Origin of the sequence: Paracoccus aerodenitrificans (genome assembly GCF_027913215.1) — a bacterium.
Classification (GTDB): domain Bacteria; phylum Pseudomonadota; class Alphaproteobacteria; order Rhodobacterales; family Rhodobacteraceae; genus Paracoccus; species Paracoccus aerodenitrificans.
In genome coordinates, this window is record NZ_CP115784.1 from 1,077,932 (window position 1) to 1,096,869 (window position 18,938).

The 18,938-nt window shown below is 59.2% G+C and carries 22 protein-coding genes, 1 tRNA gene and 1 pseudogene; 16 read left to right on the forward strand and 8 right to left on the reverse strand.

What is annotated here, in order from left to right:
* Positions 1 to 9: 9 nt before the first annotated feature.
* Positions 10 to 1,044, reverse strand: a complete 1,035-nt coding sequence (locus tag PAE61_RS06770; RefSeq protein ID WP_036744123.1) for a permease — start codon at positions 1,042 to 1,044, stop codon at positions 10 to 12.
* A 111-nt stretch (positions 1,045 to 1,155) separates the two neighbouring features.
* Between PAE61_RS06770 and PAE61_RS06775 the strand changes: the two genes are divergently transcribed.
* Entirely contained in the window at positions 1,156 to 1,470 is a 315-nt protein-coding gene (locus PAE61_RS06775; protein WP_271114568.1) for an ArsR/SmtB family transcription factor, read from the forward strand.
* A 201-nt stretch (positions 1,471 to 1,671) separates the two neighbouring features.
* Here PAE61_RS06775 and PAE61_RS06780 read toward each other — a convergent pair.
* Together PAE61_RS06780 and PAE61_RS06785 are read right to left on the reverse strand one after the other, a co-directional pair.
* Positions 1,672 to 1,746 (reverse strand) — tRNA-Asn (locus PAE61_RS06780).
* A 59-nt stretch (positions 1,747 to 1,805) separates the two neighbouring features.
* A complete protein-coding gene (locus PAE61_RS06785) occupies positions 1,806 to 2,645 on the reverse strand; it encodes an MBL fold metallo-hydrolase (RefSeq protein ID WP_271114569.1) in 840 nt (279 codons plus the stop codon).
* Positions 2,646 to 2,706: 61 nt separating this feature from the next.
* Between PAE61_RS06785 and PAE61_RS06790 the strand changes: the two genes are divergently transcribed.
* From PAE61_RS06790 to PAE61_RS06815, 6 genes are all read left to right on the forward strand, one after another.
* Entirely contained in the window at positions 2,707 to 4,053 is a 1,347-nt protein-coding gene (locus PAE61_RS06790; protein ID WP_271114570.1) for an ATP-binding protein, read from the forward strand.
* Between the two features lie 366 nt (positions 4,054 to 4,419).
* On the forward strand, positions 4,420 to 4,791 hold the full coding sequence (gene rpsL, locus PAE61_RS06795; RefSeq protein ID WP_022705687.1) for a 30S ribosomal protein S12: 372 nt from the start codon (positions 4,420 to 4,422) through the stop codon (positions 4,789 to 4,791).
* A gap of 12 nt (positions 4,792 to 4,803) precedes the next feature.
* Positions 4,804 to 5,274 carry a 30S ribosomal protein S7 gene (gene rpsG, locus PAE61_RS06800; protein ID WP_271114571.1) on the forward strand — a complete coding sequence of 157 codons (471 nt, stop codon included), beginning with the start codon at positions 4,804 to 4,806 and terminating at the stop codon, positions 5,272 to 5,274.
* An 18-nt stretch (positions 5,275 to 5,292) separates the two neighbouring features.
* On the forward strand, positions 5,293 to 7,416 hold the full coding sequence (gene fusA / locus PAE61_RS06805) for an elongation factor G (protein WP_271114572.1): 2,124 nt from the start codon (positions 5,293 to 5,295) through the stop codon (positions 7,414 to 7,416).
* 69 nt (positions 7,417 to 7,485) lie between these two features.
* Positions 7,486 to 8,661 carry an elongation factor Tu gene (gene tuf / locus PAE61_RS06810; RefSeq protein ID WP_271112670.1) on the forward strand — a complete coding sequence of 392 codons (1,176 nt, stop codon included), beginning with the start codon at positions 7,486 to 7,488 and terminating at the stop codon, positions 8,659 to 8,661.
* Positions 8,662 to 8,938: 277 nt separating this feature from the next.
* Entirely contained in the window at positions 8,939 to 9,301 is a 363-nt protein-coding gene (locus PAE61_RS06815) for a hypothetical protein (RefSeq protein WP_271114573.1), read from the forward strand.
* On the opposite strand, the gene PAE61_RS06820 is transcribed toward PAE61_RS06815, so the two are convergent.
* Positions 9,296 to 10,053, reverse strand: a protein-coding gene (locus PAE61_RS06820; RefSeq protein WP_271114574.1) for an IS5 family transposase whose coding sequence is annotated in 2 segments (ribosomal slippage) — positions 9,296 to 9,717 and positions 9,717 to 10,053 — 759 coding nt in all. Because the reading frame shifts where the segments join, the coding sequence is not laid out codon by codon here. The two genes, PAE61_RS06815 and PAE61_RS06820, sit on opposite strands and share 6 nt — an antisense overlap.
* Positions 10,054 to 10,391: 338 nt before the next feature.
* Between PAE61_RS06820 and rpsJ the strand changes: the two genes are divergently transcribed.
* The 9 genes and pseudogenes from rpsJ to rplP all read left to right on the forward strand — a co-directional run bounded on the left by rpsJ (position 10,392) and on the right by rplP (position 15,305).
* Positions 10,392 to 10,700, forward strand: coding sequence for a 30S ribosomal protein S10 (rpsJ, locus tag PAE61_RS06825; protein WP_042247848.1), 309 nt, complete (start codon positions 10,392 to 10,394; stop codon positions 10,698 to 10,700).
* A gap of 10 nt (positions 10,701 to 10,710) precedes the next feature.
* Entirely contained in the window at positions 10,711 to 11,598 is an 888-nt protein-coding gene (rplC, locus tag PAE61_RS06830) for a 50S ribosomal protein L3 (protein WP_271114575.1), read from the forward strand.
* The gene (rplD, locus tag PAE61_RS06835; RefSeq protein WP_271114576.1) at positions 11,595 to 12,215 is read left to right on the forward strand and encodes a 50S ribosomal protein L4; all 621 of its coding nucleotides are present in this window, start codon (positions 11,595 to 11,597) and stop codon (positions 12,213 to 12,215) included. Before rplC ends, rplD begins: the two co-directional genes overlap by 4 nt.
* Positions 12,212 to 12,508 carry a 50S ribosomal protein L23 gene (locus tag PAE61_RS06840; protein WP_271114577.1) on the forward strand — a complete coding sequence of 99 codons (297 nt, stop codon included), beginning with the start codon at positions 12,212 to 12,214 and terminating at the stop codon, positions 12,506 to 12,508. The genes rplD and PAE61_RS06840 overlap by 4 nt, the downstream gene beginning before the upstream one ends.
* A gap of 80 nt (positions 12,509 to 12,588) precedes the next feature.
* Positions 12,589 to 13,428: a 50S ribosomal protein L2 gene (rplB, locus tag PAE61_RS06845; RefSeq protein ID WP_271114578.1), complete on the forward strand. Its 840-nt coding sequence runs from the start codon at positions 12,589 to 12,591 to the stop codon at positions 13,426 to 13,428.
* 3 nt (positions 13,429 to 13,431) lie between these two features.
* Entirely contained in the window at positions 13,432 to 13,710 is a 279-nt protein-coding gene (gene rpsS / locus PAE61_RS06850) for a 30S ribosomal protein S19 (protein ID WP_076526684.1), read from the forward strand.
* A gap of 5 nt (positions 13,711 to 13,715) precedes the next feature.
* Positions 13,716 to 14,093: pseudogene (gene rplV / locus PAE61_RS06855) on the forward strand (50S ribosomal protein L22); the annotation flags it as partial.
* A gap of 74 nt (positions 14,094 to 14,167) precedes the next feature.
* Positions 14,168 to 14,878, forward strand: coding sequence for a 30S ribosomal protein S3 (gene rpsC, locus PAE61_RS06860; protein WP_271114579.1), 711 nt, complete (start codon positions 14,168 to 14,170; stop codon positions 14,876 to 14,878).
* A gap of 13 nt (positions 14,879 to 14,891) precedes the next feature.
* A complete protein-coding gene (gene rplP / locus PAE61_RS06865) occupies positions 14,892 to 15,305 on the forward strand; it encodes a 50S ribosomal protein L16 (protein ID WP_271114580.1) in 414 nt (137 codons plus the stop codon).
* An 84-nt stretch (positions 15,306 to 15,389) separates the two neighbouring features.
* Here rplP and PAE61_RS06870 read toward each other — a convergent pair whose 3' ends face one another.
* The 4 genes from PAE61_RS06870 to hemE form a co-directional block, all read right to left on the reverse strand.
* The gene (locus tag PAE61_RS06870; RefSeq protein WP_271114581.1) at positions 15,390 to 15,602 is read right to left on the reverse strand and encodes a hypothetical protein; all 213 of its coding nucleotides are present in this window, start codon (positions 15,600 to 15,602) and stop codon (positions 15,390 to 15,392) included.
* Positions 15,599 to 16,603: a Hint domain-containing protein gene (locus PAE61_RS06875; protein ID WP_271114582.1), complete on the reverse strand. Its 1,005-nt coding sequence runs from the start codon at positions 16,601 to 16,603 to the stop codon at positions 15,599 to 15,601. The genes PAE61_RS06870 and PAE61_RS06875 overlap by 4 nt, the downstream gene beginning before the upstream one ends.
* Before the next feature lie 425 nt (positions 16,604 to 17,028).
* The gene (locus PAE61_RS06880) at positions 17,029 to 17,898 is read right to left on the reverse strand and encodes an EamA family transporter (protein ID WP_271114583.1); all 870 of its coding nucleotides are present in this window, start codon (positions 17,896 to 17,898) and stop codon (positions 17,029 to 17,031) included.
* A gap of 3 nt (positions 17,899 to 17,901) precedes the next feature.
* Complete coding sequence (gene hemE / locus PAE61_RS06885) at positions 17,902 to 18,930, reverse strand: uroporphyrinogen decarboxylase (protein WP_271114584.1); 1,029 nt, start codon at positions 18,928 to 18,930, stop codon at positions 17,902 to 17,904.
* Between the last annotated feature and the right edge of the window lie 8 nt (positions 18,931 to 18,938).

The window sequence follows — 18,938 nt, forward strand, 5'->3', positions numbered from 1 at the left end:
CCGCCTTGATCAGAAAAACAGGTAGGTGGCGTAACCGGCAATCATCGCCATAGCAAAAATGACTGCTAAAAACGCCGCTAAAAGCTTCAGCGTGAACAAAGAGCGCAACAGAATGAGCTCAGTCAGGCTGGCTCCGGCACTGCCGATGATCAACGCTAGCACCGTCCCGGCACCCACGCCTTGGGCCATCAGAGCCGCTGCCAGAGGTATGACGGCTTCAGCGCGAATATACAACGGCACGCCGATGACAGCGGCAACTGGAATGGCAAAGGGATTATCTGGGCCTGCATACTGCTCCAATAAGTCAGTGGGCATGAAACCATAGATCACGCTGCCAATCGCAATACCGATGAGCAGGTAAGGCAACACATCGATAAAGTCCGACCAAGCTTCCCGCCACACACCACTGTACTTCCCTTCTTTCTTAACCGTGACAGTGGGTTGACTGTCACAGCATTCGCTAGACGTAGAGACTGTTGTCTTCCTATCAGCCCCGCAAGAAGCCGTCTTCGGAGTGGTGTCGCAGCTGTTGGTGCCGCAACTCGATGCGGTCGATGTAGCACTGCACGGGCTTGCTGATGAACTACATCCACTGCTCTCTTGTGTCGCCGTCCGGCGCACATAACGCTCGAAGCCAAGCGTGTGAAGCAGCCATCCGGCACCTACCGCGACCACCAAAGCGGCGAGCACATAGATAGCAGTAAGTGTCCATCCAAACGTGGCAACCAGCAGGCCGACGACGATAGGATTCAGCAACGGAGATGAGAAAAGAAACACCATCATCGGCCCAAAACCGGCCCGTGCCCGAATCAACCCTTTCAACATGGGGATAGTCGAGCAACTACAGAAGGGCGTTATAGCTCCTAAACCAGCAGCAAGAAAATAGCCTCGCTTCCCACTGGAAGTCAGTAACGCTTCCACCTTGGATGGTGGGATGTGACGTTGAAGAACTCCGACCAGCAAGCTAATGCCAATGAATACAACCGATAGCTCGATAGCGAGAAAGGCGAACATGCCTAGAGCGTCTTGGAGTTGAGATGACATTCAATATTACTCCTATATTTCTAGTATTGTCGAAATGATGTACGCAGCCTACTTGCGTTTATCCGACCTGTCAACTATAATTCTAGAAACATCGAATTATTGGGGCGTGCTATGGATCACGAAAAGGTTGCAGCCAGCTTAGCTGAGCTAGGGAATAGTCACCGACTGTCCGTGTTCCGCTTTCTGGTCAAAGCTGGCCCTGATGGGGCTTCGGTCGGAGATATCCAGAAGGGGCTGGGTATTCCTGCTTCGACGCTATCACATCACCTTGCGCGCATGGCCAAGGTAGGGCTGATCCGGCAGGAGAAACATAGCCGCACGATTGTCTGTATACCCGAGTATGGGCACCTAGAGAATTTGATCGGTTTCTTACAAGAGGAATGTTGTGCAGGTGTCCGGATTGCGCATGAACCAGAACCGCTTTGACGCTTGCCCAGCTCTCGCTGTCCTCCCTAGTCAGCATCGCTATGAAGACTCAGGCGAAGGTGGAAACAGAAAATTGGCAGTAGAGTAGGCTGAAGAGGATCAATCAGATAATCCGCTGAGAAAGATTTTCTTCTTTACATCTTTGGCATTTTATCAACCAGAAATTCCGGATACCCAATATTTCCAGTATCTGCAAGAAAATGGCTCCGGCGGTAGGGATCGAACCTACGACCAATTGATTAACAGTCAACTGCTCTACCGCTGAGCTACGCCGGAACACGGGGGCGATATATCAATCGGATTCGGGGGCGTCCAGAGGGATTGTCGCAAAATTTTCACCTAAGGCGAAATTGTGCGTCGGCGGCTATGTCGGTGTCCGGAATGACTGCGCCAAGTTCGGTCAGGGCGATCAGATGGGCGAGAACATTGCGGGCCGCTGCGGGCAGCATGCGTGGGGAGATATCGTAGAGACGCTCTGCCAGGGACGCCGCATCGGATGGGCCGTCGGCGAGGGCGGTCATGATCTGGGCGGTGCGGTTGCGCCGGTGCTCGCGCAATTCGTGGATGCGGGCATCGGGGGTCTCGACCGGAGCGCCGTGAGCGGGAAGCAGTCTCGCCGGGCGGAGGGCCTCGATTCGGTCGAGGCTGCGGAAATAATCCAGCAGATCGCCATCGGGCGGTGAGATCAGGGTTGAGGACCAGCCGAGGATCACGTCTCCGCAAAACAGCTGATCCTCCCACAGAAAGGCCAGATGATTGCCCATATGGCCCGGAGTATGAATGGCGGTAAGCGACCAGTCCGGGGTTGAGACGGAATCGCCGTCTCTCAGGAGTTCATCTGGCGCGAAGACGAGATCCCGGCCCTCGCCACCGCCGGTTGCTGCGGCAAGCTTTTGCATATGGGCGCTGCGTCCTGCATCGGCGTTGCTGAATGCGCAGACCGGGGCGCCGGTTGCGGCGGCGAGGGCGGCGGCGCCCTCTGAATGATCCAGATGCGCGTGGGTGACGAGGATATGGCTGATATGCCCACCCGCTGCCGCCAGGATCGCCTCGCGATGGGATGCGATATCCGGGCCGGGATCGATCACGGCGATGTTTTTCTCGCCCAGAAGGAAGGTATTCGTTCCCGGCCCGGTTAGCGGAGAAGGGTTGGGGGCAAGGATGGTTTGCAGCATCGTCTCGGCTTTCCCTTGAGGCGTCTGCGGTCTAACCTAGCCGCGACAAGCAGGGGGTTCCATGCAAATTGGTCCGGAGTTTCGCTGGCTCAAGCGGCTGATGCCTCGCGGTCTGTATGGGCGGGCGGTGCTGATCCTGTTGCTGCCGGTTTTCACGCTGGTGCTGGTGGTGACGGTGATGTTCCTTCAGCGCCATTTCGACGATGTGACCCGGCAGATGACTCGGGGTGTCGCCGAAGAGATCAATTTCGTCGCCCGCAGCGTGGATGCTCCGGGAGATCGCGCCGAAGCGGAAAGGATGGCTGGCTGGATCGCCGGAAATCTGGGGCTGGATATCGAGATACCGGGGGATGAGGTCGAGAACAGCCGGGTCTTTTACGATGTCTCGGGCCGGATCGTCGTCGATGAGCTTCGCAGCCGTGTGCCCGAGGTCAGAGAGGTCGAACTTGGGGACCTTCATCAGGTGCGGGTCCGGATGGAGGGACGGAACGGCCCTTATACGCTGACCTTCGAGCGTGAGCGGGTCAGTGCCTCGAACCCGCATCAGCTTCTGGTTCTGTTGGGGGTTACCGCCGCGCTGATGACGCTGATTGCGGGGATGTTCCTGCGCAACCAGCTTCGGCCGATCAAACAGCTTGCAAAAGCCGCAGAGGATTACGGCAAGGGCAGGGTGACGCCCTATCGCCCCGGGGGCGCTGCCGAAATCCGCAGCGCGGGGGCCGCTTTCATGGATATGCGCAACCGGCTGGAGCGGCTTGCCGAACAGCGCGGCCTGATGCTGACGGGGATCAGCCATGATCTGCGGACGCCGCTGACGCGGTTGCAGTTGTCGCTGTCCATGATGGCGGATGTTCCGCCGGACGCCGAGGAAATCGCCGCCATGCAGCGCGATGTCGAGGAAATGAACCACATGATCAACGCTTTTCTGGCCTATGCCCGGGACGCGGCGCAGGACGGAGCGGCGGAAACCATTCTGCTGCGGCCGTTCATGGAGCGTATCGTCGATGATGCGGTGCGGGCGGGCTATGCGGTCGAGCTTGAAGCGCCGGATATGAAGCCGGATGAAAAAGCGATGTTCCGCCCGGATATGCTGCGTCGGGCCATTGAGAACCTGATCGGGAATGCCGCGCGTTACGGCACCCGGGTCCGGGTGGCTGTCTCGACGGGTCAGCGGGCGGTATGTGTCTCGGTCGAGGATGACGGGCCGGGCATTCCCGAAGACAAGGTCGATGAGGCGCTGCGTCCCTTCAGCAGGCTGGACACGGCGCGGTCGCGGAACCGGGGCGAGGGGGCGGGTCTCGGGCTGGCGATCGCTGCGGATAATGCGCGGCATCTCGGCGGTCAGCTTCGGTTGGGGCGCAGCGCGGATCTGGGCGGGCTGAAAGCCGAGATTGCCTTTCCGCGCTGAGTTTGACACCGTGACCGGATAAGGGTCGGGATCGGCTTGTATAACGGCAGCCCGATCCCCATCTGATGACCGACGCAGCTTAGCCGCCTTTTGTCGGTGCCAGCCCTGTGCCCTTGTTGACAGTTTCAGCGATTCCGCCTATAGCCCGCCCGACCCGGTGGGTTCGACCTGCCGGGGTCCAGAACCTGATGGTCGGGATGATGGTGAAAACCATCGCTCAGGACCGGAAATCCGCTGGATAGCCCCGCCGCCCCCGGAAACGGGAACGGATGGGGCTTTGGCTTTTTGCGATTCGCGCAACTGGCCGTCGAGAAGTGGCGCAGTCGGATGACTGCGAGTATTGACAGAAGCAAGACGGGGAACCGAATGCCGACGATTCAACAGCTGATCCGCAAACCGCGGCAGCCCAAAGTGCAGCGCTCGAAGTCGCAGCACCTTCAAGGATGCCCGCAGAAGCGCGGTGTCTGCACGCGCGTCTATACCACGACGCCGAAGAAACCGAACTCTGCTATGCGGAAGGTCGCCAAGGTGCGCCTGACGAATGGCTTCGAGGTTATTTCCTATATTCCGGGCGAAAAGCACAACCTGCAGGAGCACTCTGTTGTTCTGATCCGTGGCGGTCGTGTGAAAGACCTTCCGGGTGTCCGTTACCACATCCTGCGCGGTGTGCTGGATACCCAGGGCGTCAAAGACCGTCGCCAGCGTCGCTCGAAATACGGCGCGAAGCGTCCGAAATAAGGAGATACACAGATGTCCCGTCGTCACGCCGCTGAGAAGCGCGAAGTTCTGCCCGACGCCAAATATGGCGATCGTGTGCTGACGAAATTCATGAACAACCTGATGGTTGACGGTAAGAAATCGGTCGCCGAGCGTATCGTCTATAACGCGCTTGACCGCGTTGAAGGCAAGCTGAAGCGCGCTCCGGTCGAAGTCTTCCACGAAGCCCTCGACAATGTGAAGCCTTCGGTCGAAGTGCGCTCGCGCCGCGTCGGTGGTGCCACCTATCAGGTTCCGGTCGAGGTTCGTCCGACCCGTCGTGAGGCTCTGGCGATCCGCTGGCTGATCACCGCAGCCAAGAGCCGCAACGAAAACACCATGGAAGAGCGCCTTGCCGGTGAGCTTGCCGATGCCGTCAATGGCCGCGGTACTGCCGTCAAGAAGCGCGAAGACACCCACAAGATGGCCGACGCGAACAAAGCGTTCAGCCATTACCGCTGGTAAACGGAAGGAAGGCCCCTCATGGCACGCGATTATCCGATTCAGCGTTATCGTAACTTCGGCATCATGGCCCATATCGATGCCGGCAAGACCACGATGACCGAGCGCATCCTGTTCTACACCGGTAAGAACCACAAAATCGGCGAGACCCATGACGGGGCCTCGACGATGGACTGGATGGAACAGGAAGCCGAGCGCGGTATCACGATCACCTCGGCTGCGACGACGACTTTCTGGCAGCGTCAGGAAGACCCGAACGCCGAAGGCACGTCGGACACCAAGTTCCGCTTCAACATCATCGACACTCCCGGCCACGTCGACTTCACCATCGAGGTCGAGCGTTCGCTGGCGGTTCTCGATGGTGCTGTCGCGCTGCTGGACGGTAACGCGGGCGTTGAGCCGCAGACCGAAACCGTGTGGCGTCAGGCTGACCGCTACAAGGTTCCGCGGCTGGTCTTTGTCAACAAGATGGACAAGATCGGGGCCGACTATTTCAACTGCGTGAAAATGGTCAAGGAACGCACCGGCGGTACGCCTTGCCCGATCGTTCTGCCGATCGGTGCCGAGGATCAGCTGGAAGGCATCATCGATCTGATCACCATGGAAGAATGGGTCTGGACCGGCGAGGATCTGGGTGCCAACTGGGTGCGCCAGCCGATCCGTGCCGAGCTTCAGGACATGGCCGATGAATGGCGCGGCAAGATGATCGAGCTTGCCGTCGAGCAGGACGATGACGCGATGGAGCAGTATCTGGAGGGTAATGAGCCCGACGTGGATACGCTGCGCAAGCTGATCCGCAAGGGTACGCTGTCGCTGTCTTTCTTCCCGATGTTGGCCGGTTCCGCGTTCAAGAACAAGGGCGTACAGCCGCTTCTTAACGCAGTGATCGACTTCCTGCCGGGTCCGCAGGACGTGCCAACGCTGATGGGCTTCTCGCCCGACGATGAATCGGAAGAGCGCAACATTCCGCGCCCGGCCGAAGATTCCGAACCGTTCTCGGCTCTGGCTTTCAAGATCATGAACGACCCCTTTGTCGGCTCGCTGACCTTCACCCGGATCTATTCCGGCGTGGTGAAAAAGGGCGACTCGATGATGAACTCGACCAAAGGCAAGCGTGAGCGTGTCGGTCGGATGATGCTGATGCACGCCATCAACCGCGAAGAGATCGAGGAAGCCTATGCAGGCGACATCATCGCTCTGGCAGGCCTGAAGGAAACCACCACGGGTGACACACTGTGCGATCCGTCCAAGCCGGTGGTGCTGGAAACCATGACCTTCCCCGAGCCGGTTATCGAAATCGCGGTAGAGCCGAAATCCAAGGCCGACCAGGAAAAGATGGGCCTCGCCCTTCAGCGCCTGGCTGCCGAGGATCCGTCCTTCCGCGTCGAAACCGATCTGGAATCGGGTCAGACCATCATGAAGGGGATGGGCGAACTCCATCTCGACATTCTGGTCGACCGCATGAAGCGCGAATTCAAGGTCGAGGCGAATATCGGTGCGCCGCAGGTGGCTTACCGCGAAACCATCTCGAACGAAGCCGAGATCGACTACACGCATAAGAAACAGTCCGGTGGTACCGGTCAGTTCGCCCGCGTGAAGCTGATCATCACCCCGACCGAGCCGGGCGAAGGCTATTCCTTCGAATCGCGCATCGTTGGTGGTGCGGTGCCGAAGGAATATGTCCCCGGCGTTGAAAAAGGCATCAAGTCGGTCATGGATTCCGGTCCGCTGGCAGGCTTCCCGGTGATCGACTTCAAGGTCGCGCTGATCGACGGTGCGTTCCACGATGTCGACTCGTCGGTGCTCGCCTTCGAAATCGCCGCCCGTGCTGGGATGCGTGAAGGTCTGCGCAAGGCCGGTGCGAAACTGCTGGAACCGATCATGAAGGTCGAGGTTGTGACGCCGGAAGAATATACCGGTTCGATCATCGGCGACCTAACCTCCCGTCGGGGCATGGTTCGTGGGCAGGATTCGCGCGGCAATGCCAACGTGATCGATGCCTTCGTGCCGCTGGCAAATATGTTCGGCTATATCAACAACCTGCGCTCGATGTCTTCGGGCCGCGCAGTGTTCACGATGCAGTTCGACCATTACGACGCCGTGCCGCAGAACATCTCGGAAGAGATTCAGAAGAAATACGCGTAATCCGGCGCGTCATGCGCATCCCGTGTCGCGGGGTGCGCCAATGCGCACCAGACAAACAAGGAGCCAATTATGGCAAAAGCAAAGTTTGAACGGAACAAGCCGCACGTCAACATCGGCACGATCGGGCATGTTGACCACGGCAAGACGACGCTGACTGCGGCGATCACGAAGTATTTCGGCGATTTCCGCGCCTATGACCAGATCGACGGTGCGCCTGAGGAGAAGGCCCGCGGGATCACCATCTCGACCGCTCATGTCGAGTATGAGACCGATGACCGTCACTATGCCCATGTGGACTGCCCCGGCCACGCCGACTATGTGAAGAACATGATCACCGGCGCGGCGCAGATGGATGGCGCGATCCTGGTGGTGAACGCTGCTGACGGCCCGATGCCGCAGACGCGTGAGCATATCCTTCTGGGCCGTCAGGTCGGCATCCCCTACATGGTCGTTTACCTGAACAAGGTCGATCAGGTGGATGACGAGGAACTGCTGGAACTGGTCGAGATGGAAGTGCGCGAGCTGCTCTCTTCTTATGAGTATCCCGGCGATGACATCCCGATCATCAAGGGTTCGGCTCTGGCCGCTCTGGAAGGCCGTGACCCGGAAATCGGCGAGAACTCGATCCGTGAGCTGCTGAAGGCCGTGGACGAATACATCCCGACCCCGGAACGCGCCATCGACCAGCCTTTCCTGATGCCGATCGAGGACGTGTTCTCGATCTCTGGCCGTGGTACGGTTGTCACCGGCCGGGTTGAGCGCGGTGCTGTGAACGTCGGCGACGAACTGGAAATCGTCGGTATCCGCGACACCAAGAAGACCACCTGCACCGGCGTGGAAATGTTCCGCAAGCTGCTGGATCGCGGTGAGGCGGGCGACAATATCGGCGCTCTGCTGCGCGGGATCGAGCGTGACGGCGTTGAGCGCGGTCAGGTTCTGTGCAAGCCGGGTTCGGTGAAGCCGCACACGAAGTTCGAGGCCGAGGCCTATATCCTGACCAAGGAAGAAGGTGGCCGCCACACGCCGTTCTTCGCGAATTACCGTCCGCAATTCTACTTCCGCACGACGGATGTGACCGGTTCGGTGACGCTTCCGGAAGGCACCGAGATGGTGATGCCGGGCGACAACCTGAAATTCGAGGTTGAGCTGATCGCCCCGATCGCGATGGAAGAAAAGCTGCGCTTCGCCATCCGCGAAGGTGGCCGCACGGTCGGCGCCGGCGTGGTGGCCAAGATCATCGAGTGATGATCGCTTAGGGTGCGCTTCAGCGCACCGTTCCAGAAATCAAGGCCCGTCCCGAAAGGGGCGGGCTTTTTTTATTGGAGGCAGAGGTCTATGTGTTCAAGTACGCAGCCTGTTAACTCCCTCAAAACAGCGCGACTTGCATCCCGCGAGAAGCGTTGTAAATTCCGTTTACAGAACACTTTCGAGGGGTATTCCTGTGTCTCTGAGACTTGCTAGTACGTTTGTTGAAATCGACAATGAACCCAGAAAGCCAACCGAAATTATTAGGCGAAATTTTATGCCTATCGGTAGCTTGGACGGGGACGGCACAATATCGGTTTCGGCCTTCGAGGCGATCGTGCCCTCACAGGAGCTCTTTTTTCGCGGTGTTCGTATAGGTGTTGAAGCTGATGCTGAATATGGGCCTCGCGGGATATATACTTTGGGAGCTGACAGTGCAGAGGCGTTTGTTCACTCATTGGACCAGCTGGCAGCGGAAAAGATCGATACGACACGTTTTTTGCAATGTGAACTTGAGGTTACTGCGGAAGAAGTTTCGGCCGTGGTGTTTAATGCGCCAAATGGTAAGGTGAGCGCGGCCGTGAAGGTCGATGGCGTAACCTGTTATCTGCGTAGGGTCAGGACTCGTTCTCGATCATAACCAGAAGATGACGGTCGCGGCGAGCAGGACTGCAGAGAAGAAGGTCTCGGGGCAACGGTCGTATCGGGTGGCGACGCGCCTCCAATCCTTGAGTCGGCCGAACATGATTTCGATGCGGTTGCGGCGTTTGTATCGGCGCTTGTCGTATTTGATGGGTTTCTTGCGAGATTTCCGACCGGGGATGCAGACCTTTATCCCCTTGTCTTTCAAGGCATCTCTGAACCAGTCGGCATCATAGCCCCGATCGGCCAGCAGCCAATCCGCCTCCGGCAGGCTGTTCAGAAGTGCCGCTGCCCCGGTGTAATCGCTGACTTGTCCGGCGGACATGAAGAACCCTATCGGGCGGCCCTTCGCGTCGGTGACGGCGTGCAGTTTCGTGTTCATGCCGCCTTTCGTTCGCCCGATCTGGCGCCCGCGCCCCCTTTTTTGACCCGCAGGCTCGAGGCCGTGCGGTGCGCTTTCAGATAGGTCGCGTCGATCATGATCGTCTTATGTTCGGCGCTCTCGGCGGCGAGGCCCACCATGAGCCGGGCGAAGATCCCGTTCTCGCTCCAGCGCTTCCAGCGGTTGTAGAGCGTCTTGGCGGGGCCGTAGTCCGTCGGCGCGTTGCACCATCGCAAGCCATTACGATTGATGAATATTATGCCGCTCAGCACACGCCGGTCGTCAACGCGTGGCTTGCCGTGGGATTTCGGGAAATAGGGTTTCAGACGCTCCATCTGCGCGTCAGTCAGCCAGAAAAGGTTGCTCATAAATCAGGTCTCCTTGCAGAGCCTGAATCACGCAAACAGCCCGAAATCAATGGGTCTGGAGCCTAGGCAGTCCGATCTTTTTGATCTTGCAAAACTCATTAACTTGGGCTGCCAGTATCTCAAAGACACTGCGCTGCCTTCCCCTTGACCTACCCCCCTCACTAACGCTATACGCGCCCATCGCGACCGAATCCGCCTGAATTACAAGGATTCGCTTGCATCTGACGGGGCCGCCCCCTATAGGGCGGCTTCGCAGTTTTTATACAGGTCCGATGCTGGCGCCGCGTGGTGTGTCGTCAGCCTCTCGACTGGAACCCTCAAAGATCCGAGGGATGACGATGCAAAGTCAGAATATTCGCATTCGGCTCAAGGCGTTCGATTACCGTGTGCTGGATGCCAGCACTCAGGAAATCGTGAACACGGCCAAGCGCACGGGTGCCACGGTTCGCGGGCCGATCCCGCTGCCGAACAAGATCGAGAAATTTACCGTCCTGCGTGGTCCGCATATCGACAAGAAGTCGCGCGACCAGTGGGAGATCCGCACTCACAAGCGTCTGCTGGATATCGTCGATCCGACGCCGCAGACCGTTGATGCGCTGATGAAGCTCGACCTCGCCGCTGGCGTGGATGTCGAGATCAAGGTGTAAGGGGGCGGCTATGCGTACAGGTGTTATCGCCAAGAAGCTGGGCATGACCCGGCTGTTCATGGAAGACGGTCGCCAGGTTCCGGTGACTGTGCTTCAACTGGATAATCTGCAGGTGGTCTCGCAGCGTACGGCTGAGAAGGATGGCTATGTGGCCGTTCAGCTTGGCGCAGGCGATGCGAAAGCCAAGCGCGTTGCGGCGCCGCTGCGCGGGCATTTTTCGAAGGCCGGTGTTGCGCCCAAGCGCAAGATCGCCGAGTTCCGCGTGTCGGAAGACAATCTGGTCGATGTGGGCGAGGAAATCATCGCCGACCATTACTTCGCCGGCCAGTTCGTCGATGTTGCGGGGACGTCCATCGGTAAGGGTTTTGCCGGTGCAATGAAGCGCCATAATTTCGGCGGTCTGCGTGCCTCGCACGGTGTGTCGATCAGCCACCGCTCGCATGGTTCGACCGGTCAGTGTCAGGACCCGGGCAAGGTGTTCAAGGGCAAGAAAATGGCCGGACATCTGGGCGCGGTACGTGTGACCACTCAGAACCTTCAGGTCGTCCAGACCGATACCGACCGTGGCCTGATCATGGTCAAGGGTTCGGTTCCGGGGTCCAAAGGTGGCTGGGTCATCGTCAAGGATGCGGTCAAGAAAGACCTGCCCGAGAACCTGATCACCCCGGCTGCGACCCGTTCGAAGCTGAAGGAAGCGCAGCGTATCGCCGAGGAAGCTGCTGCGGCTGCCGCCGCCGAGGAAGAAGCCGCCCGCGAGGAAGCCGCTCGTCTGGCTGCCGAGCAGGAAGCTGCTGCACTGGCAGAAGCCGAAGCCTCGATCGAAGCCGACAAGGAAGCGGCCGATCCGAATGCGGATCAGGCTGACGATGCCGCTCCGAAAGAGGAGAACAAGGAATGAAACTCGATGTGATCAAGCTGGACTCCGGTAAGGCCGGGTCCATCGAGCTGGCCGACGAGATCTTCGGGCTGGAGCCGCGCGGCGACATCCTGCAACGTGTCGTCCGCTGGCAGCGCGCCAAGGCTCAGGCCGGGACCCATTCGGTTCTGACTAAATCCGAGGTGAGCTATTCCACCAAGAAGATCTATCGCCAGAAGGGTACGGGCGGCGCTCGTCACGGCTCGCGCAAGGCTCCGATCTTCCGCAAAGGTGGTGTGTACAAGGGTCCGACCCCGCGCAGCCATGCGTTCGATCTGCCCAAGAAGGTCCGTGCTCTCGGCCTGAAGCATGCGCTGTCGGCGAAAGCTACGGCGGGTGAACTGGTCGTGATCGAGGATCTGAACATCGCCGACGCCAAGACCTCGGCTGTCGCCAAGGCCGTCAAGGAAAACGGCTGGAAGCGCGTGCTGGTCATCGACGGTGCCGACGTGAACGAGGGCTTTGCCCGCGCCGCGCGGAACCTGGACGGCGTCGATGTGCTGCCCTCGATGGGCGCCAATGTCTATGACATCCTGAAGCGCGACACGCTGGTGATCACGCGTGCAGGTGTCGAAGCTCTGGAGGCTCGCCTGAAATGAGCGCGAAAGCTGAACATTACGACGTGATCCGCAAGCCGATCATCACCGAGAAATCGACTATGGCTCAGGAAGCCAATGCGTTTGTTTTCGAAGTGGCGATTGACGCGAACAAGCCGCAGATCAAGGAAGCTGTGGAGACCCTGTTCGACGTGAAGGTCAAAGCGGTGAACACGACCGTGACCAAAGGCAAGACCAAGCGTTTCCGCGGCCGCCCCGGCGTCCGTTCCGACGTGAAGAAAGCCTATGTCACGCTGGAAGAAGGCAATTCGATCGACGTGTCCACCGGACTCTGATCGAAGTGAAGGATCGCGGTCTCCGGCATGCCGGGGGCCGCATGAGTTTTTGACGAAACAAAGCAACGGAAGACAGAAAGATGGCACTCAAGTCGTATAAACCGACGACGCCTGGCCAGCGTGGGCTGGTTCTGATCGACCGTTCGGAGCTTTGGAAAGGTCGTCCGGTCAAGTCCCTTACCCAGGGTCTGACCAAGAAGGGCGGCCGGAACAATACCGGACGGATCACCATGCGCCGCCAAGGCGGCGGGGCGAAGCGCCTGTATCGCATTGTCGATTTCAAGCGCACCAAATTCGATGTGACCGGCACGGTCGAGCGGATCGAATACGATCCCAACCGCACCGCGTTCATCGCACTGATCAGCTATGAAGATGGCGAGCGGGCCTATATCCTGGCTCCGCAGCGTCTGGCCGTGGGCGACAAGGTCGTCGCCGGTGAGCGTGTGGACGTCAAGCCGGGCAACGCAATGCCGTTCTCGGGCATGCCGATCGGGACGATTGTCCATAACGTTGAACTGAAGCCCGGCAAGGGCGGTCAGATCGCGCGTTCGGCAGGCACCTATGCCCAGTTCGTGGGCCGCGATGGCGGTTACGCCCAGATCCGCCTGTCCTCGGGCGAGCTGCGCATGGTCCGTCAGGAATGCATGGCCACCATCGGTGCCGTGTCGAACCCGGATCACTCGAACCAGGATTTCGGCAAAGCCGGCCGCAACCGTCACAAGGGCATCCGCCCGAGCGTGCGCGGTGTCGCAATGAACCCGATCGACCACCCGCATGGTGGTGGTGAGGGCCGGACCTCGGGTGGCCGTACGCCGGTTACGCCCTGGGGTAAGGACACCAAGGGCAAGAAGACCCGCACGAATAAATCGACCGACAAGTATATCCTGCGGTCGCGTCACGCACGCAAGAAGGGGCGCTAATCCATGGCACGTTCTGTTTGGAAAGGGCCTTTTGTCGACGCTTATGTGCTGAAAAAGGCCGAAAAAGCCCGCGAGTCGGGTAAATCGGATGTCATCAAGATCTGGTCGCGTCGTTCGACCATTCTGCCGCAATTCGTCGGTCTGACCTTCGGCGTTTATAATGGGCACAAGCATATCCCGGTAAACGTCTCGGAAGACATGATCGGTCAGAAATTCGGTGAATACTCGCCGACCCGGACCTATTACGGTCACGCGGCCGACAAGAAAGCGAAAAGGAAGTAATCGTCATGGGTAAGGAAAAGAATCCGCGCCGCGTGGCGGATAACGAAGCGATGGCCAAGGCGCGTATGGTTCGCGTCAGCCCGCAGAAGCTGAATGTCGTTGCCGGTCTGATCCGCGGCAAGAAGGTGGAAAAGGCCCTCTCGGACCTGACCTTCTCGAAGCGCCGTGTTGCTGGCGACGTGAAGAAGCTGCTGCAATCGGCGATCGCCAATGCCGAGAACAATCATAATCTGGATGTCGACAATCTCGTGGTTGCCGAAGCCTGGGTTGGCAAGAACCTTGTGATGAAGCGTGGCCGTCCGCGGGCGCGTGGTCGCTATGGCCGCATCATGAAGCCGTTCTCGGAAATCACCATCAAGCTGCGCGAGGTCGATCCGGCCGCTGCCGCGGCTGCGGCGGAAGCCAAGAAAGCTTCCCGCAAGACCGCCAAGGCAGACACCGCAGAGGAGCAAGCGTAATGGGTCAGAAGGTCAACCCCGTCGGGATGCGCCTCCAGGTCAACCGTACCTGGGACAGCCGCTGGTATGCCGACGACAAGGAATATGGCGACCTGCTGCTTGAGGACGTGCATATCCGCGAGTTCATCAAGAAAGAAGCCAAGCAGGCCGGCATCAGCCGCGTCATCATCGAGCGTCCGCACAAGAAATGCCGCGTGACCATTCACGCCGCACGTCCGGGCGTCATCATCGGTAAGAAAGGCGCCGATATCGAGGTTCTGCGCAAGAAACTGTCGCAATTCACCGATAGCGAGCTGCATCTGAACATCGTCGAAGTCCGCAAGCCGGAAGTCGATGCTCAGCTTGTTGCCGAATCCATCGCTCAGCAGCTTGAGCGTCGTGTGTCGTTCCGCCGCGCCATGAAGCGTGCGGTTCAGAACGCCATGCGCATGGGTGCTCTGGGTATCCGCGTGAACGTTGCCGGTCGTCTGGGCGGTGCCGAGATTGCGCGGACCGAATGGTATCGTGAAGGTCGCGTTCCGCTACACACGCTGCGTGCCGATATCGACTATGCGCTGTCCGAAGCCTCGACCCCGTACGGGATCATCGGCGTCAAAGTGTGGATCTTCAAAGGCGAGATCATGGAGCATGATCCTTCCGCCCGCGAACGCCGCGCTGCCGAGGCTCAGGAAGGCCCGGCGCCCCGTGGCCCGCGCCGCGACGCCCGCTAAGGAGTAGAAAGAGATGCTGCAACCGAAACGGACGAAGTTCCGCAAACAGCACAAGGGCCGGATTCACGGCGAAGCCAAAGGCGGTTTCGACATCAGCTTCGGCTCTTTCGCGCTGAAGGCCGTTGAGCCCGAGCGTGTCACCGCCCGCCAGATCGAAGCGGCACGCCGCGCGATCACCCGTCACATGAAGCGTCAGGGCCGGGTCTGGATCCGGGTGTTCCCGGACGTGCCGGTCTCCTCGAAGCCGACCGAAGTGCGGATGGGTAAAGGTAAGGGTTCCGTCGATTACTGGGCGGCACGGGTTCATCCCGGCCGGATCATGTTTGAAATCGACGGCGTGAACGACAGCATTGCACGCGAGGCCCTGCGCCTTGGTGCGATGAAACTGCCGGTCCAGACCCGCATCGTTGAGCGCAGCGACTGGTAAGCCAGTCGCTCTGCGTCGCAGAGAAAAGAAAAGCCCCGCCAGATCTCTGGCGGGGCTTTTGCTATTTGGTTTGCTTTCGCAGCATTAACAGGGACGCATCCCGTCCATGCTGGTTTTACCGTTTTGCATCGCCGCGGTGTCGGGTGCAGGCCAGCGATTCAGCGGACGGTTATTTTTCACATGACGCCGCGCAAGTGATGTCGCGCGACGAACCGTCACAAAGGGCCGCGCCGGCAGCATGGTAACACCGTCGGTCGCCCCTTCGGGCAGGATCAGTTCCAGTTCTTCGGAGGTCATGCCTTCGAACGAATTACTGATCTGTTTTCCCAGATAGAGAGCTCGGTCAGCACCCCATCCGCCTCCAGAATGGCGTGATGTTCCAGCAGGATATGCCAGTATTCGACGCTGTCAGCCTGTTCATCCTTTTTGGCCCCCGGCAAGGAGAGAAGCGCTTTCGCCGGCACGAGTACCTGTTTTTTGCCGAACATCGTTTCGGCTATGGCCGAATCCACCAGAATGCGGTGTTGTGGCGAAACATTCAGCCTGTGCTCACTGTCGCTTCCATCAATCGCCGAGACGGGCAGCGATATCGGGCACCATTCCGGGCATTGCGCCAGTTCATCTGCATTCAGTTTCCTTATGCCCAGCCACAGGATTTTCTGCAGCCCATGATCGAGCGTCCAGACCATTTGTCCCGGGCGAAGTTCTTCAACGGGAGCTGTCCCGTCTTGAGTCCGGATCAGGGTTCCGCGCACAAAGCATGGCGGCTGCTGCAACTCCCCATCAAAGGCCTCAATTGAAAAACGGTCCCACTCCGTGTTATCCCAATACCCAAGCTTTACAGAGGTGATCCTGACCCCATTATCGGCGATGTACTTTTGAACAAGTTCTAGATGGCTGTCGCTTATATCCAGATATGTGCCCCCGTTCTGAAGTGATCGCGTCGCGATATATATTTTCATCGAGGATTTATCGCTGAAGGTGACCACAGAGTCGCGAAACCCGTTGATGTAATCGACACTGGAGGAGAGCCCGCCAAGGTCGCTTCCCTCAACAGCAGCAATCTGAATGCCTTCTTGAAAATAGAAACTACTGCCCCTGTTATCCTCGATCACTTCGTTCTCGTTGACGTCATAATTGAGTGCCTTCGAGATATATCCGTAATGCTGGCCTTCCGCCGCTTTCTGGCCCGACATATGCGGGTCGACGATGAAGACCGAGCCATCCTCAGCGCTCCCAAGTGGTCCGTTATTCCGGAAATTCGTACCGATGACAAAAGGATCTGGTTTTATACGCATTGTCTTCCTGCTGGAGCTTCGTTGACTGGCGGGAGCGGCATTTCTGCCGGGTCCCAAAGTCCGAAGCCGATAACAGGTGGCGTCGCGCAACAGCAAACAACTTTTAATAAATTTTTAATACAATGCGATGATATTATTGAATATTAATTAGAGAAAAGTCGGATTAATCGAGGTTCTCAGAACCTAATATGTCGTGAAGAGAGCCAGTAGAGCGCGTCCAAAGCGTTCCTGACATGATTGCCGATAATTCCAGCATTTCTCGCAGGTTTTCAGGCTTGATGCCTCATGTACGGAGATGCGCAGTCCGGAACGAAAAAGGCCGGATTGATACCGGCGGAAATCCGATCACAAAGAAGGAGTCAGCGGGTCGGATTGTTGTGAGCGAGCAACCTCAAGAAGAAAGCCTTTGTCGCAGCGGCAACCATTCAGGCGAAGCGGATCAGCAGGATGACTCCGGTGGCGATCAGGGCCATTCCGGTCAGGACCCGCGGTTCCGCGCCCTCACGGAACAGGCGGGCAGAGAGGATCTGGGCAAACACCACCTCGACAAGGGCAAGGGTGCGGACATTCGCGGCTGAGGTGAGGGCGAAGCCGATGAACCAGAACAGCGATGCGAATGCGCCCAGGGCACCTGCGGTCAGTGAGCCGCGCCAGTTGGCGGCGATAGCGTTAAGCACGGGCCGGTCGCGCAGGAAAAGCCAGATCAGCATCGCGGCGGACTGGATCGAGAGCGCGACGACAAGAATGAACGAGGCCCGCAATATTGCGCTGCCTTCGGGCAGGCTCAGCACCGCACCGCGAAAACCGATGGCGGAGAGTCCGAATAACGCGCCCGAGGCAATGCCTATGGTGACGCTTCTGGCCCGTGCCCGCGACCACTCTGCACCTGACATCAGGATCACGCCGGATGTGGCAAGCAGGATCGCGCCAAGACGCGCCGGGCCAAGCGGTTCGGCCAGGAAGATCGCGCCGAAGACGGCCAGTGTCACCGGCTCGGTTTTCATTAACGCGGTGGCGACGCCGAACCCCTCGCCGCGCATGGTGACAAGCATGAAGGCCGTCGCTGCAATCTGGCTGAATGCACCGAATGCGGCCCAAGCCAGCGTGGACATGCCAAGCGGCGGAAGGCTGGTCTGGCTTGCCATGATGGCAAGGAACAGCATCGCAAAGGGCAGGCCGAAGAAAAACCGCACCGCCGTCGCGCCGATGGTCCCGATCCGGCCCGTCAGCCCCGCCTGCGCCGCGTTGCGGCCGGTCTGAGCCGCGGCGGCGATCAGGGTGACGAGGACCCACATCGCTCAGCTTTTCCGGACGGTCTCGATCATCAGTGCGACATTCTCGGGATCTGCATCCGGCGTGATGCCGTGGCCCAGATTGAAGATATGCGGCCCGCCCCTGAAGGCCTGGACGATGGCGCGGGTTTCGTCGATCAGCGCCTGACCTCCGGTGACCATATGGCCGGGGGCGAGATTTCCCTGAACGCAGCCATCGCTTTGCACATTGGCGGCGGCCCAGTCCGGCGCGACCGAATTATCGAGCGCCACGCAATCCGCGCCGGTCGCTTTGGCGAAGCCCTTATAGCGTTCGCCCGCCTCGCGCGGGAAGGCGATCACAGGAATACCGGGATGGCGCTGTTTCAGCGCCGTGACGATCCGCGCGATGGGGGCCATGCAGAAATCGTCGAAATCGTCGCCCTTCAGGCTTCCGGCCCAACTGTCGAACAGTTTCACGACCTCGGCCCCGGCCTCGATCTGGGCCGAGAGATATTCGATCGTTGCCTCTGTGATCCGGTCGATCAGCGCCGAGAATGCGGCGCGGTCGGCTTGCATGAACGCATGGGCCGGAGCCTGATCCTTCGTGCCACGTCCGGCGATCATGTAGGTGGCGACGGTCCAGGACGCACCGGCAAAACCGATCAGCGTGGTTTCGGAGGGCAGTTCACGCGACAGGATGCGAAGGGTCTCATAGATGGGCGACAGCCTGTCATGCACCGCATCGGCGGGTTTCAGCGCCTGCACAGCAGAAGCGTCCGTGATCGTGGACAGGCGGGGGCCTTCGCCGGTGACGAACCACAGATCCGCGCCAAGCGCCTGCGGCACCAGAAGAATATCGGCAAACAGGATCGCCGCGTCGAAGCCGAAGCGGCGGATCGGTTGCAGGGTGACCTCGGCGGCAAGATCCGGCGTGTAGCAGAGCGACAGGAAATCCCCCGCCTGCGCCCGTGTGGCGCGGTATTCCGGCAGATACCGGCCCGCCTGACGCATCATCCAGATCGGAGGAGTCGGCAATGTTTCACCGGCAAGGGCACGCAGGATCGTCTTGGTCATGGGACCTC